12 protein-coding genes are annotated in these 14,033 nt (G+C 61.2%); 3 read left to right on the top strand and 9 right to left on the bottom strand.

All coding sequences use genetic code 11. The annotated features are described in order from the left end of the window. Positions 1-92 precede the first annotated feature (92 nt). The 3 genes from arfB to pabB are packed head-to-tail and all read right to left on the bottom strand — an operon-like array spanning position 93 to position 3,041. Positions 93-509 carry an alternative ribosome rescue aminoacyl-tRNA hydrolase ArfB gene (gene arfB / locus KCG45_RS04090; RefSeq protein WP_218315818.1) on the bottom strand — a complete coding sequence of 139 codons (417 nt, stop codon included), beginning with the start codon at positions 507-509 and terminating at the stop codon, positions 93-95. Beyond that, positions 502-1,236 carry an RluA family pseudouridine synthase gene (locus KCG45_RS04085; protein WP_218315817.1) on the bottom strand — a complete coding sequence of 245 codons (735 nt, stop codon included), beginning with the start codon at positions 1,234-1,236 and terminating at the stop codon, positions 502-504. Before KCG45_RS04085 ends, arfB begins: the two co-directional genes overlap by 8 nt. Continuing rightward, complete coding sequence (pabB, locus tag KCG45_RS04080) at positions 1,233-3,041, bottom strand: aminodeoxychorismate synthase component I (RefSeq protein ID WP_218315816.1); 1,809 nt, start codon at positions 3,039-3,041, stop codon at positions 1,233-1,235. Before pabB ends, KCG45_RS04085 begins: the two co-directional genes overlap by 4 nt. Before the next feature lie 107 nt (positions 3,042-3,148). Between pabB and KCG45_RS04075 the strand changes: the two genes are divergently transcribed. After that, positions 3,149-4,687 carry a helicase HerA-like domain-containing protein gene (locus tag KCG45_RS04075; protein WP_218315815.1) on the top strand — a complete coding sequence of 513 codons (1,539 nt, stop codon included), beginning with the start codon at positions 3,149-3,151 and terminating at the stop codon, positions 4,685-4,687. 5 nt (positions 4,688-4,692) lie between these two features. Continuing rightward, complete coding sequence (locus KCG45_RS04070; protein WP_255547939.1) at positions 4,693-5,088, top strand: ribose-phosphate pyrophosphokinase; 396 nt, start codon at positions 4,693-4,695, stop codon at positions 5,086-5,088. A 13-nt stretch (positions 5,089-5,101) separates the two neighbouring features. Here the strand turns inward: KCG45_RS04070 and KCG45_RS04065 are convergent, their stop codons facing one another. From KCG45_RS04065 to KCG45_RS04040, 6 genes are all read right to left on the bottom strand, one after another. Further along, positions 5,102-6,187, bottom strand: a complete 1,086-nt coding sequence (locus KCG45_RS04065; RefSeq protein ID WP_218315814.1) for a glutathione S-transferase family protein — start codon at positions 6,185-6,187, stop codon at positions 5,102-5,104. Positions 6,188-6,233: 46 nt separating this feature from the next. After that, positions 6,234-7,637 (bottom strand): sensor histidine kinase, encoded by a 1,404-nt coding sequence (locus KCG45_RS04060; protein ID WP_218315813.1) that lies wholly within the window; start codon positions 7,635-7,637, stop codon positions 6,234-6,236. Then, the gene (locus KCG45_RS04055; protein ID WP_218315812.1) at positions 7,634-8,377 is read right to left on the bottom strand and encodes a response regulator; all 744 of its coding nucleotides are present in this window, start codon (positions 8,375-8,377) and stop codon (positions 7,634-7,636) included. The genes KCG45_RS04060 and KCG45_RS04055 overlap by 4 nt, the downstream gene beginning before the upstream one ends. Positions 8,378-8,523: 146 nt before the next feature. Further along, entirely contained in the window at positions 8,524-9,204 is a 681-nt protein-coding gene (locus tag KCG45_RS04050) for an EF-hand domain-containing protein (protein WP_218315811.1), read from the bottom strand. Positions 9,205-9,432: 228 nt separating this feature from the next. Then, entirely contained in the window at positions 9,433-9,816 is a 384-nt protein-coding gene (locus tag KCG45_RS04045; protein WP_218315810.1) for a VOC family protein, read from the bottom strand. Between the two features lie 85 nt (positions 9,817-9,901). Next, positions 9,902-11,719, bottom strand: a complete 1,818-nt coding sequence (locus tag KCG45_RS04040) for an aminopeptidase P family protein (RefSeq protein WP_218316421.1) — start codon at positions 11,717-11,719, stop codon at positions 9,902-9,904. 143 nt (positions 11,720-11,862) lie between these two features. On the opposite strand from KCG45_RS04040, the gene KCG45_RS04035 reads away from it, so the two are divergent. Continuing rightward, the gene (locus KCG45_RS04035; protein ID WP_218315809.1) at positions 11,863-14,031 is read left to right on the top strand and encodes a S9 family peptidase; all 2,169 of its coding nucleotides are present in this window, start codon (positions 11,863-11,865) and stop codon (positions 14,029-14,031) included. Positions 14,032-14,033 lie beyond the last annotated feature (2 nt).

The raw sequence follows: 14,033 nt of genomic DNA, 5'->3' as shown, positions 1-14,033 counted from the left end.
AAGCGGCGCGCCCATTCACGTGGTGCACCGCCATCAGATGCGCGCCAATTGCCGATTCACGGGGAAAAGTCAAGCATTGCGGCGCAGCAGGCTCACCAATCCGAGCGGCTTACCTTGCCGCGCTTTGCCTTCACCTCGCCGCGTGCTTTCTTGGATTTCAGCCTCTTGGTCTTGCCGATCCTGTTGACCCGCGTCTTGGCGCGCTTTTTGGGCTGGCGGTGCGCGGACTCAAGAATGTCCTCCAGCTTGTCACGCGCCGCCTGCCGGTTCGCATCCTGTGTGCGGTGCTGGCGCGCGGTGATCAGCAGATCGCCAGCGGAGGTAAGCTTCGATCCGGCGAGATCGCGCAATCGTGCGAAGACGGGCGGCGGCAGGCGCAGCGCGTAAATGTTCACTCGCAACTGGACTTCGGTTGCGACCTTGTTCGCGTTCTGCCCGCCCGGACCCGATCCTGCGAGGAAGCTCTCTTCGGCAAGAGCATGCGCGCGATCAATAAGGTCTTTATCCATTGTCCAGGGGTTCGGCAGGTGCCGGTTCGCGGATCGGCGAGGGCGGGGGCTCGGGCGCGGTCAGCCCGGCGCGCACGAAATCCTCTGGAAACGGCGCGAACGCGCTTACGGGATCCTTGCCAGGCCGTGTCACATGAATAGCCTCGGCATGCAGCATCGTGCGCGGTCCGCCCTTGTTCTGTCCTCGCACCGGGCCATAGACCGGATCGCCAAGCAGCGGTGCGCCCAATCCCTGCAGCGCGTGTACGCGCAATTGGTGGGTGCGGCCCGTTTCAGGGCGAAAGCGGATCAGCGATCGTTTCTTTTCGCCTTCCCCGATCGTCTGAAGCAGCTCCCAGTGCGATACGGCAGGTTTCCCTTTTTTTGCCGCGATCATCCGCCACCCTTTTTCGGCAGAACTGATCTTGGTCAGGTTCAATTCGATGGTGCCGGATTGCTCTGAAGGTTCGAAATCGATGATCGCGAGGTATGTTTTTCCGACAACCCGGTTCTCGAACGCCTTGTTGAAACGTTTAAGCGCCTTGGGATTGCGCGCCATGAGCAGGCATCCGCTGGTGTCGGTGTCGAGCCGGTGAACAGCCACGGGCGGGCGCTGGAAGCCGAGCTTGAGCTGTTCGATATGGTCGAACAGGGCCGGGCCGCCACGCTTGGGCCGGTCGACGGGCAGGCCAGCGGGCTTGTCGATCACAAGCGCCTCACCGTCTTCGAACAGAATCGGAATATTCATATCAGCGTGCCTTTGAACAGGCCGCGCACGGCATTGCCGAGCAAGAAGCCATCTGTGAGATCATCGAGCGTCAATTCAGATTCTACCGCGCGTTCTTTTTCAATCAGGAATTCGCGCAAGACGCCGGGCAGCAGGCCGAGGCGTGCGGGCGGAGTGAGTAAGGTGCCATTCCGCTCGACGAAGATGTTCGTATAGCTGCCTTCGGTGACCAGTCCATCCTTGCGCACAAGGATCGCTTCGGCGGCGCCTTCAGCCTTCGCAGCGGCGAGCGCATCCTCGTAAAAGCCCCGGTCACTGGTCTTGTGCGAAAGCCGCCAGTCCGACGGGTCGAGCGGATTCGGCAAAGCCATGACCGGCGCAGGGTCGGGGAGCGGCGCAGGCATCGGCGAAGTTTCAAGCGCAGTGGCTCCGCTGCGGGAAACGAGAAGGCGAAGCCTGGCTGGGCGGTCGAGCTCGAAACACAGCGCCTGGATCTGGTTGCGCGCGGCGTGACGGTCGAATTCGAAACCGAGGGCCGCCGCGCTTTTCTTCATGCGCGCCAAATGCAGTTCCAGCAGCGCAATCCCGATCTCCGGATTGAACTCCATCGTTTCAATCAGGTCGAATGCCGGGGCAGTATGGTCAGGCGAGGATCGGCGTGCAAATCCGGCTTTCACCTCGCACTCTCGGCGTTCGTCGAGCGGGTCGCTGTCCGCGACGATGGCAGAGCCTATGCCAAGCACCGCCGTGCCCTGCCCATTCTCGATGGGCGTCAATCGCAAGGTTCGGATCGCGACATTGAACGCGGCATTTCCGTCCGCATCAATCCTGCCGATTGCTCCGCAATAGGGGCCGCGCGCGTCGCGCTCGTGCTCGTTGATCAGCTCCATGGCCCGGATCTTGGGCGCGCCTGTGATCGATCCGCACGGGAAAAGCGCGCGGATGAGGTCCGCTGCATCCTTGCCCGGCGCAAGCTGCGCACGGACGCTGGAGACCATCTGGTGCACAGTCGGATAGCTCTCGATGGAGAACGGCGCGTCTACGCGCACGCTTCCCGGGACGGCGACGCGCGACAGATCGTTGCGCATCAGATCGACGATCATCAAGTTCTCGGCCTTGTCTTTCACCGAAGACGCGAGCTCTTCTGCCAAGGCAAGATCGGTCGCTTCATCGGCGTCGCGAGGACGGGTGCCCTTCATCGGTTTGGCTTTCGCCCGGTCACCGTCAAGCGCGACGAACAGCTCGGGCGAAAAGCTGAGCAACCAGTGCGAGCCATCGAACAGCATGCCGCCATAGCCCGCCTGTGCCGATGGGCGAAGCGCGGCATAGAGCGCGATCGGATCGCCGCGATACGAGCCTGCCAGAGGGTAAGTTAGGTTCGCCTGGTAGATATCGCCTGCATGGATCGCTTCGCGAAGCGCAGCAAAGGCTGATTCGTAACCGCCGGGCGACAATTGCGGATCGAGCGGTCCGATGCTCGCGAAACCTTTGCCCCGTGCGGCGAGCCATTCAGGCATTCGCGCTGCTTCGATGCTTTGCGAATCTTCGAACAGGCCGAGCCACACCAGCGGTCCCATATCTCCGCTGCGTGCTTCGGCCAGGCCAGACAGTTTTGGCTCCAGCGCAAGACCCGCTTCGTAAGCGATGAACCCCGCCAGAGTGCCGCGCTTTTCGGATTGCGCCTGCGCGGCCCGGCGCAGTGTATCCGCCACTTCGGATGCACGATAGGCGGAAAAGATGTCGCGCGGGCTCTCATACAATAGGGCGTCTGCGGCATTCTCCGCGCGCGCGTCATCCAGCAAAACGAATGGTGCATCGGAACCCATGGAAAACGCCTTAGCCCATTGGCAGATCAAGTCGAGTGCTTGACCGCTTCGTTCTGGCTCTGCATTCCCGCTCACCGACGAGACATGCATGAGGGGTTGTCGAGGCGATGAGCGATATTTTTCTTGGACTGGGCGGGAACGGCGAGAATCAGCATCTCGCGCTGAGCCGCGCGAACCGGCATGGCCTGATCGCAGGCGCAACCGGGACGGGAAAGACGGTCACGCTGCAGGGGTTGGCGGAGAGCTTCTCTGCGAATGGCGTACCGGTATTCGTCGCTGACGTGAAGGGCGACCTTTCCGGGGTCGCAATGCCCGGATCGCCGACTTTCAAGCATGCCGACAAGCTTGAAGGCCGCGCGAAGGAACTGGGCATGGAAGACTATGCCTATTCCGATAATCCGGTGATCTTCTGGGATCTCTATGGTGAGCAAGGACACCCGATCCGCACCACGATCAGCGAAATGGGTCCGCTCCTGCTCTCGCGCCTGCTCGATCTCAATGAAACGCAGGAAGGCGTGCTGCAGATCGTGTTCCGCTATGCCGACGAGAACAACCTGCTGCTCCTCGATTTCGGCGACCTGCAAGCGTTGCTGAAGTGGGCGTACGACAATTCACAGGAGCTGTCGGGTGTGTACGGCAATGTGTCGAAGCAATCGGTTGGGGCAATTCAACGGCAATTGCTTTCGTTCGAGGCGCAGGGCGCCGACAATTTCTTCGGCGAGCCAGCGCTGGAGATCGATGACTTCCTCAAACTCGATGAGTCCGGGCGCGGATATGTGAATGTCCTCGCGGCGGACAAGCTGATGCGCAGTCCCAAGCTTTACGCGACTTTCCTGCTGTGGCTGCTTGCGGAACTCTTCGAAAGCCTGCCCGAAGTGGGCGACCCCGAAAAACCCAGCCTCGTCTTCTTCTTCGATGAAGCGCATCTTCTGTTCGACGGTGCCCCAGACGCATTGCAGCAGAAAATCGAGCAGGTCGTTCGCCTGATCCGCTCAAAAGGCGTTGGGGTATTTTTCGTTACGCAAAATCCCATCGACATTCCCGAAGAGGTTGCCGGCCAGCTTGGCAACCGGGTGCAGCATGCCCTGCGCGCTTTCACCAAGCGCGATCAGCGCGCAATCAAGGCAGCGGCGGAGACATTTCGGATCAATGACGAGCTCGATACCGAGGAAGTGATCACCGAGCTGAAGGTGGGCGAGGCGCTCGTTTCGACCCTGGACGAAGAGGGCGCGCCAACCGTGGTCCAGCGGACGTTGATCAAACCGCCTCGCTCGCGTCTGGGTCCAGTGACGAAAAAGGAGCGCGCAATCATTCAGTCGGTCAGCCCTTTCGATGGCAAGTATGATGAAGCGGTTGACCGGGAGAGCGCCGAAGAAGTGCTGGCGCGGAAGGCAGTCGATGCCGCCGAGACAGCTGAAGAAGTGGAAGAAAAGGGCGAGGAGGAAGTCAGGAAGCGTTCCCGGAAATCGACCTCGCTGTGGGGCATCGATATTGGAAAGGCGGGCAAAAGCGCGATCAAGGCGGCAGCCGGTTCATTTGCATCAATTGCGGTCGCAACTGCACTCGGAAAGAAATCGCGCGCCGATCCCGTGCGCACGGGCGCGAACGCGTTTGTGCGCAACATTCTCGGCGGGTTGATGCGGTAGAAGCGATGGATCGGACGCTTGCTGAATTCCTTGCCGAGAACGAGCTCGCCGATCCGGAAGACTGGAGCGCGCTCCATGATGTCGAGAGAATTCACGGACTGCTGATCGCGGCAGCGCGCGCGAAACGCGCGATCAGCTATTCGGAAATGCTTGGCGAGCTGGGTTTCCGTTTCACGCGCCCGAAGATGCGCGCGCTCTGCCGCACTCTGGATGCGATTGACACCGCTGGTAGGCAGCGCGGCGAGCCGGAGCTTGCGGTGCTGGTCGTGCGCGAAAGCGACGGCTTGCCCGGCCAGGGCTGGTGGACTGGCCGGGACGATTACACCGGCGAATGGACGGGAGCCAAAGCGCGCAAATTCGTTTCCGAACTTCAGCGCGCGGCCTTCGACCATTGGTCTTGATGGCGCGCCTTGATTAGGCGACGACCAGCGTGTGGTCCTCGTAAGCAAGCCGAGCGGGCATGCCGAAATCGATCAGAGCTTCGCCGCCCATGTCTTTCAGGAGTGCTTCGCAAGCTGCGCGCTCATCGCCTTCGAGTGAAGCCAAGTAGTCGAGCGCGCGTTGCAGCATCCATAGGCTGAACACCCGTGCCGCGCCCTCGCCAGATACGCCTCCGGTCGTAAACGGAGCCATACCGACGGCGCGCGGTATCTCGGCGCCGGGATTGGCGGCATGCCATTCACCGAACATGCGCGCGGTCTCGGTAAGGAATGGGACATGCTCGCGCATCATCCGTTTCAGCACCGGGATAAGGGTATCGGGCACTGCGTCATCGGACAGGAATTCGCCGGACAGCGGCTCGGAAGGCTTGACCATGCGCTCGACCCATTCGGCCACGCGCGGTGCCAATCGCTCCATGATCTCGCCCGAGGCTGGGTCGCGGTAAAGGTGCGCGTAGAGCGGGCCGATCAAGCCATAATCGCCGATCGACGGACGGCTTCCGAACAGGAATGGGTGCTTCGCAAAATGCGCATCGAGATCGGCGAGCAGCGCTTCGTAGCTTGCCTCGATGCCGGGAATGGTGGCTTCATTGATGCCCAGCACAGGCACGAACCCGCGGAACTGCTGGCCGATCATCGTGCCTGCTGCGAGCTGCTGCTCGCGCGGCGCATCCGGCATCATGTTGCGTCCGAATTCCTCGAGAATCCATTCCTCATTGTAGTTCCAGCGATAATGCATCGCGGGCAGGACGAGCCATTCATCGCCAAAGCATTCGAGCAAGAGCGCGGCGAAGCGCTGTCGCGGCGTCCTGGGATAGACCGATGGGCCGCCCTCGGCTGTCTCGAAATGGTCGATGATGATCGACGTATCTTGCAGGATCGTGCCGTTGTCGAGCTCGATTACGGGAATGATCATGCGGCCCACCGCCGGAACGATCACCTCGTTGCGGATCTGGAGGTTGGGCGACACTTCGCGGTAGTCCACGCCCTTCCAATCGAGATAGGCGCGGGCCTTTCCGGAAAACAGGGAAGCGGGCGAGCCATACATTACATGCGTCATGGAGGTCCTTTCGCGCAGACGTCGTGCTCGGTTACGCGGCTCGGAATTATTTCGCGAGGGGAATTCTGATTTCAGCCCTCAGACCGCCTTCGTCGCGGGTCTTGAGCGCCAGTTCACCGCCATGTTGCTGCGCAATGGCGCGCGCAAGTGTGAGGCCCAGTCCCGCGCCACCGGTCGCACGGTTTCGCGACGCCTCGCCCCTTGTGAAAGGCTCCATCATGTCGGAAATGCGATCGCTAGGAATGCCGGGGCCGTGATCGTCGACGCGCAGAATTGCTTGCCCAGCTTCCATGAGAACCACGACCTCGGCGCTATCGCCATATCGAACGGCGTTGCTGACGAGGTTGCGCAAAGCGCGCTTCATCCAGGTGACCTGAACCGAGGCGACGACGCGCGCGGATCCCGTCATCGTGACCGGCCGACCCAAATCTTCGAATTCATCGACAATGCTGCCTGCGAGCGCACCCAGATCTACGTCTTCCCAGGCATGGTGCGAGCGCCCGACCCTCGCCAGGGTCAGGATATCGTCAAGCGTGGCAGTGATGTCCTCGATACTGTCCGCCATGCGTAGTCGTTGGACATCGTCGGGGACGCTTTCGATCCTGACACGCAATGCAGCGAGAGGTGTCTTGAGGTCGTGCCCGATCGCGCCAAGCATCACGTCTTTTTCATCCAGCAGGGCAGCGATACGTGTCTCCATCACATTGTGCGCCGCGATCAGCCGGCGGGTATCGGCAGGGCCGCTTTCCTCTAGCGTTACCGAGTAATCGGGGCGCTTGGAAAAATCGCTCATCCGGTCGGTCAGGCGGGCGAGCGGCTGCGTGATCCGGCGCAGGAAGAAGAACAGCACCGTCATCAGAACGATGAACAGGACAGCTGTCTGGATGATGATGCCGCCGATCACGCGCGGCTCTCTCTGCAGCATTGAAACCCGCGTGATGCGCCACGGGCCACCTTGCTCAAGCTGGATGCCGGCAACGATCAGCCTTTCGTCGGCCCAGCCCGGACGTGCGGCAAACCGAGTGTTGCGATCGGCTCTGGCCTGCATGGCGGGGTCATCCCCGGCCCGGCGCTCGGTCAGTTGAACAGCCACCGGCCGGAGGCCCTGGCTTTCCAGTATAGAAGCAAGCTGCTCGGCCCGGCCCGTCATGTTGGCTTCGCCCCGCATGATCGGTGGTGTGGCGCTAATCCGGGTACGGATCCTGCGCCACGGTCCGCGTATCGGTCCCATGGCTTGCCCGGCTGCTTCGATCTCTATCCGCCTTCTCAGCTCGCGAGCTTCGGGATCGACCAGCAGGGCCAGCGCTGTGCGGTTCAGGAGGTTTGCCTCCAGCCTGCTTTCCGCTGCGCGGTACAGAAGTGTGGCCGAGATCAGCTGCGTAGTCAGCAGGGCAACCCCGATGGCAAACAGCGTCTGACCCAGCAGGCTCTTGGGTAAGAACCGGCTCATTGAGGCCGATCCGGAACCTTGCGGCGCACGTCGGCGGCAAACCGGTATCCGCCGCCGCGCACCGTCTGGATAAACTGCGGATTGCGTGTATCGGCCTCGATCTTGCGGCGCAGACGGCTGACCTGGTTATCGACTGCGCGGTCGAACAGATGCGCAGTACGGCCCTGGACCATATCTAGCAGCTGGTCGCGGTCGAGGACAGCGCGTGGACGATCCAGAAATGCGCGCAGCAGGCGAAATTCTGCGGTCGAAACCGGCACGGTGACGCCTTCCGGGTCGCACAATTTTCGTTTGAGCGGATCGAGCTGCCAGCCTTCGAATTCGTAGAGCCAGTCCTCTGCCTCGGCGTCAGGGCTCGGTCCGCGCGCGACACGGCGCAAAACCGTGCGAATTCGGGCGACAAGCTCGCGCGGTTCAAACGGCTTGACGACATAGTCGTCCGCGCCAAGCTCAAGCCCGACAATCCGGTCGGTCGGCTCGCTGCGCGCGGTGAGGAAGATAACCGGCAATTTGCGTGTTTCGACGAGATGGCGGCAGAGCGACAGGCCGTCTTCGCCCGGCATCATGATGTCGAGCAGTGCAATGTCGGGCGCAGCGCTGGCGAGAGCGCTGCGCGCCGCCGCGGCGCTTTGCGCTTCGGTCACGGCAAAGCCTTGACCTGTCAGATATTCGGCCAGTGGTTCTCTAAGCGTCGGCTCGTCGTCGACCAAGAGGACCGAGATTGGGGTGTCGTTGCTCATCTGTCCTCTCGCGTCCCCGGTTCATGGCTTCAGCCGGGTCATGTAAGGAACCGGCCCGGCGCGCAACCCATGACGGGCGGCAGGCCAGGCCGGTGGAGGAGCGAGCCGGACCGACGGGGCAACCCATGTCCGGCCCGCGCCGCGGTTTAGTTCGAGCGATTGGCGCGACGTTCGGCTCTGCGGTCGGATCGGGCCTGCTGGCGAGCTTCCCTGGCGGCGGAACGTTCTTCCGCGCTTATGCTGCCCGAACCATCGGTATCGACACGGGCGAAGCGTGCCTGGATTGCCGCATCGAATTCTTCGCGCGATACTGCCTCGTCGCCATTGGTGTCGGCCCGGCGCAGCATGCGCATGGCCTTGCCGCCGTGATTTCCGCCGCGCCTGCCTTCTCGCATTTCACCGCGAGCCTGAATACCGGCTTCGAATTCGGCTTCGCTGACGCCGCCACTGTTATCGGTGTCGAGCCTCGCCATGCGCGCGGCCTGACGCTCGGAGCGTCGTTCCGACCGCTGAGCATGACGGGCTTCGCGCGCGGCTGTCATTTCGGCTGCTGTCAGTTCGCCATCGCCATCGGTATCGGCCTCTTCGAAGCGCATAGCGCGGCGCAGGGCGCGGTCTTCCTGGTCGATGACTCCATCTGAATTGGCGTCCATCCGTGCGAACCGCTCAGCCCCGTGGGCTGTCGCTTCAGCGAGAGTGATGATGCCATCTCCGTCTGCATCGGCAGCCATTGGGCCGCGCTTGTCGCCGTGATGGTCGGCGAGGGCAACGCCCGCACCGCCAAGGGCTAGCGCGGCAGCGGACAGGGTAAGTGTAAGTTTACGCATCGTGGGTCTCCAGAAGAGTTTCAGGAGAGTTGCGATGAGAAGGCCCTCGGCATAAAGAAGCGGCCTGGGGGAATTGCCGCTTGGCTCAGGGGGAGTTGATCAGCCTTCGGACCTCTCACCGCAACTCAGGACATCTGTCTAGAGCGCCCTTGTCGCAGGCATATGCCGAAACACCGCCTAATTGTCGCAGATTGTATCAGAACTGCGTGGGTGTTCATCTGCCCGAAATCAATTGGGCGCCGTCATGCAGAATACGTTCAGCTTGTTCCCGTCCGGATCGCGGAAGTACGCGGCGTAAAAGCCATCGTCGCCGCGCGAACCGGGTGCGCCTTCATCGCTGCCGCCATTGGCCAGAGCCGTGTCATACACGGCTTGCACCTTATCGGGGGTATCGACTGCGAGCGCGACCATCGTGCCATTGCCCACGGTCGCCTTTTCGCCGTCGAAGGGCTTGGTTGCAGCCACGCCGGGCGCACCGCCCGCCTCGCCCCAGGCAATGAACATGCCTTCGAAATCCATCATCCGGCCGACGCCGAAATGCTCGGCAATTGCGTCATAGAATTTCGCCGCGCGCGGCAGATCGTTGGTGCCGAGTGTTACGTAGCCTATCATGTTGAGTTCCTCCCGTATCGAATGGCCGCGCTGCGACTCGCGGTGGAAGAACATTACAGGAACAAATAGTAGTCGACAAGCGGCCTCAAAGCGGCCGTGTGTGACGGTCCAGCCAGGCAAGGTCATCGCCTTGTAATTGCGGCGCAATCAGTGCCGAAACGCGCTGGTGATAGCGATCGACCCACGCGATTTCGTCCACCGTCAGCAGGCCTTTTTCAATCAGGGTGCGATCGAGCGGCACGAATGTGAGTGTCTCGAACCCGAGAAAGCGCCCTTCGGCACCCTCGATATCTTGCTCGACGGTCAGCACGAGGTTCTCGATCCGAATGCCGTATTCGCCCGCTTTGTAATAGCCTGGCTCGTTTGAAAGGATCATGCCTGCAAACAGCTCCTGCGATGTGCCCGCCTGCCCGCCGCTCGGCTTGGCGATGCGCTGCGGGCCTTCGTGCACGCCGAGGAAGCTGCCAACACCGTGGCCGGTGCCGTGCGCGTAATCGACGCCCGCTTCCCACAGATATTGCCGCGCCAGCGCGTCGATCTGGCCGCCATTGGTCCCTTGCGGGAAGATGAGCTGGTCTATCTGGATGTGCCCCTTGAGCACGCGGGTGAAGCGGTCTTTCATATCCGTTGTCGGCTGCGCTGAACCGTCGGCCGAGTTGATCCATACGGTGCGCGTTATGTCGGTGGTTCCGGCCGGATATTGCCCCCCGCTATCGACCAGGTAGATCGAGCCGGGCGGGATTGGGATGTTGGTTTCTTCATCGACCTTGTAATGCGGAAGTGCGGCATGGCCCGTTGCGGCGCTGATCGTATCGAATGACGTATCGCGCAGGTCGCCGTGCTCGCGGCGAAACCCTTCGAGTTTGGCCGCAGCAGTGAGTTCATCGATTTCGCCGACAGGGGCGGTTTTTTCGAGCCAGCAGAGAAAGCGGCTGACTGCGGCGCCGTCGCGCTCCTGCGCGTCGCGCTGTCCCTGCTGTTCGGCAGGGTTCTTGATCGCCTTGGCCAAGATCGTCGGGTCTTGCTTGAATACGAAGTCAGCGCCGCCTGCGCGCAGACCCTGCGCAATGCCGACGACGCCGAAATCGGGATCAACGCTGACCCGCTTGCCCGAAAATTCGCCGAGAGCGGTTTCGAACTGATCGCGATCGCGTACGCTGACGGCATTCCCGAGGTGCTGGGTGACTTCGGGTGTGATCTTGTCGGGAGCGATGAATAGCTCTGCTCGCCCATCCTTGTGCGCGATGACATAGGACAGCGCGACCGGCGTGTGCGAAACATCGGCACCTCTGATGTTGAGCAGCCACGCCACCGAATCGAGCGCGGGGATGACCACCGCGTCGAGATCGTTTGCGGTGAGCCAGTCGGCAATCTCTGCACGTTTTTCCGCCGAAGGGCGGCCGGAAAGATCATTGTCATGGACGATTGCGGCGGCATTCGAAGGTTCCGGCTGATCACCCCATACGGCGTCGATCGGATTGCTGGTCGCGGGAACCATGGCGATGCCCTTGGGCCCCACGACCTCTTCCAGTGCCTCCACCCAGCGCCATGTATGCAGCCAGGGGTCGTAGGCGATCTTCGCGCCATTACCGGTGTTTTCGATCAGCCACGCGCCAAGGCTGTCGCCGGGGATGCTGCGATATTGGAACAGGCTTTCGTCCACCTGATCCCTCACCTGTACGGTGTATCTGCCATCGACGAAGATCGCGGCGTGGTTGCGCGTGACCGCAGCAAAGCCCGCCGACCCGCCGAATCCTGTCAGCCAATGCAATCTCTGCGCGTAGTCGCCCACATATTCGCTCATATGCTCATCCGAAATCGGGATGATGAAACCATCGACATCGCGGCGCTTCAGCTCTTCACGCAGGGCTTTCAGGCGGGCTTCATGGGTCTGCATCAGCATGGGGTTATCGTCCTGCTTTACGCGCGGCATTGTGCTGCGCGAAATTGTCATTACTACCCCATCACATAGGCCGGATCGCGGCCGCTTTCCACCCGAGCGATCTTGCGTCGCTCAAATGCGAGTTTTCCATGATGCTTCCTTTCATGACCCGACCAGCATTCGCGGCCGCGCTTGCTTTCGCCCTGCCGTTTCAGGCCAACGCAACCATCAATGAGGACCAAACCGGCGTGACCACATCCGACAATGCTGCTCCTACGTCTCCGCCCGTCGCCGAAAAGCGCGAGCATAGCTATACCCGTCACGGCATCACGATCTCCGATCCGTATGATTGGCTCCACGACAAGTCCTATCCAGTGGTGGATGACGAAAACGTACTGGAGTACCTCAAGGCCGAAAACGCCTGGTTCGAGGCGAAGATGGCGCCGCAGAAGGAACTGACCGAGGCGCTGTTCACCGAGATGCGCGCGCGCATCAAAGAGGACGACAGCACGGTTCCGCAGCGCCGGGGCGATTACCTTTACTGGTCCGAATTCGAAGAAGGCGCGCAATATCGCAAGCACTGGCGCAAACCGGTGGCGGGCGGCGACGACCAGCTTATCCTCGATGAAACCGCGCTTGCAGATGGCCTGGAATACTTTCGGCTCGGCGCGACTTCGGTCAGCAAGAACGGGCGCTATCTTGCCTATTCCACCGACACCAACGGGTCTGAACGCTTCACGGTCCGAATCAAGGATTTGCAAACCGGCGAACTGCTTGCCGACGAAATTCCCGAGACGCTTTCAGGTCTGACATGGCTGAAGGACGATACCGTGCTCGCTTACAGCAAGGTCGATGACAATTGGCGGGTCAATAATGTTCGCCTCCACACTATCGGCACACCGACCGGCGAGGATGTCGAGATATTCACAGAGGATGACATTTCGTTCCGGGTCGGCGCGGGACTGTCCGCGCAGGAAGACTATCTGATCATCGCGACCGGCGATAACGAAACCAGCGAAGTGCGGTTCGTGTCCGCCGACAATCCGACCGGCGAGCAGATCCTGGTCAAGCCGCGGGAAAAAGGTGTCGAATACAATATCGACATTCGCGACGGCGAGTTGTTCGTGCTTACCAATGACGATCACCTGAATTTCCGGCTCGCCAAGGCATCGATCGATGCGCCCGGCGAATGGGCGACAGTGATTGCGGGAACAGACGAATTTTATCTCACCGGTTTCGATCTCTTCAAGGATTTCTTCGTAACGGAAGGGCGCCTCAACGGACTCGATCAGGTGCAATTGCGCACTTACGATGCGCCGGGCAGTGCGAGCCCGATCGCGTTCCCTGAGGCGAGCTACAATGCGGGGCTTTCGAACAATCCGGAATACGACCAAACAAAACTGCGGTTGTCATACGAGAGCATGATTACGCCTGACACCGTATTCGATTACGACGTCGCGAGCCGCTCGCTCGAACAGCTCAAGCAACAGGAAATACCGAGCGGCTACGATGCCAACCTATACAAGACCGAACGGATCGAAATTCAGGCGCGAGACGGAACGATGGTTCCGGTGAGCATCGTCATGCGCAAGGATCGCCCTGCTGGCGGCCCGCTGCATCTCTACGCCTACGGAGCTTACGGCTATGCCGTGCCTCCGGGGTTTTCGACCACGCGCCTCAGCCTTGTCGATCGCGGGTTCGCCTACGCCATCGCGCATATTCGCGGCGGCGATGATCTGGGGCGGCGCTGGTATCTCCAGGGCAAGCTCAACGAGCGGACCAATACTTTCAACGATTTCGTCGATGTCGGGCGCGGCCTGATCGCGAAAGGCTACACCGCCGAAGGCAAGGTGACCGCCAGCGGCGGATCGGCAGGCGGCGAATTGATGGGAGCAATCATCAACCAGGACCCGGCGCAATACGGGGCGGTGGTCGCACACGTGCCGTTCGTCGACGTGCTGAACACGATGCTGAATGAAGAGCTTCCGCTGACGCCGGGCGAGTGGCAGGAATGGGGCAACCCGATCGAGAGCAAACAGGCGTTTGCCTATATCTTGTCGTACTCGCCATACGATCAGGTGACGGCGCAGGATTATCCGCCGCTGCTCGTCACTGCTGGCCTCAATGATCCGCGCGTGACGTATTGGGAGCCCGCAAAGTGGGTTGCCAAGCTGCGCGAGCACAAGACCGACGATAACGTGCTGCTGCTCAAGACCAATATGGGCGCAGGCCACGGAGGCAAGTCGGGGCGTTGGAACTCGCTTTACGAGACCGCAGAGGAATATGCCTTTATCCTGTGGCAGATGGGAATGGCCGAAGGCGTCGAGGACTAAGG

Source organism: Erythrobacter ani, from assembly GCF_019204025.1.
Taxonomy (GTDB): domain Bacteria; phylum Pseudomonadota; class Alphaproteobacteria; order Sphingomonadales; family Sphingomonadaceae; genus Erythrobacter; species Erythrobacter ani.
This window is presented reverse-complemented; position numbering and strand designations above follow the sequence as displayed.

Coding starts and splice junctions, on each gene's coding strand:
- KCG45_RS04070 (WP_255547939.1), top strand. CDS start 4,693: ATGGATCGGACGCTTGCTGAATTCCTTGCCGAGAACGAGCTCGCCGAT.
- KCG45_RS04060 (WP_218315813.1), bottom strand. CDS start 7,637: ATGAGCCGGTTCTTACCCAAGAGCCTGCTGGGTCAGACGCTGTTTGCC.
- KCG45_RS04035 (WP_218315809.1), top strand. CDS start 11,863: ATGACCCGACCAGCATTCGCGGCCGCGCTTGCTTTCGCCCTGCCGTTT.
- KCG45_RS04085 (WP_218315817.1), bottom strand. CDS start 1,236: ATGAATATTCCGATTCTGTTCGAAGACGGTGAGGCGCTTGTGATCGAC.
- KCG45_RS04055 (WP_218315812.1), bottom strand. CDS start 8,377: ATGAGCAACGACACCCCAATCTCGGTCCTCTTGGTCGACGACGAGCCG.
- KCG45_RS04045 (WP_218315810.1), bottom strand. CDS start 9,816: ATGATAGGCTACGTAACACTCGGCACCAACGATCTGCCGCGCGCGGCG.
- pabB (WP_218315816.1), bottom strand. CDS start 3,041: ATGGGTTCCGATGCACCATTCGTTTTGCTGGATGACGCGCGCGCGGAG.
- KCG45_RS04050 (WP_218315811.1), bottom strand. CDS start 9,204: ATGCGTAAACTTACACTTACCCTGTCCGCTGCCGCGCTAGCCCTTGGC.
- arfB (WP_218315818.1), bottom strand. CDS start 509: ATGGATAAAGACCTTATTGATCGCGCGCATGCTCTTGCCGAAGAGAGC.
- KCG45_RS04075 (WP_218315815.1), top strand. CDS start 3,149: ATGAGCGATATTTTTCTTGGACTGGGCGGGAACGGCGAGAATCAGCAT.
- KCG45_RS04065 (WP_218315814.1), bottom strand. CDS start 6,187: ATGACGCATGTAATGTATGGCTCGCCCGCTTCCCTGTTTTCCGGAAAG.
- KCG45_RS04040 (WP_218316421.1), bottom strand. CDS start 11,719: ATGCTGATGCAGACCCATGAAGCCCGCCTGAAAGCCCTGCGTGAAGAG.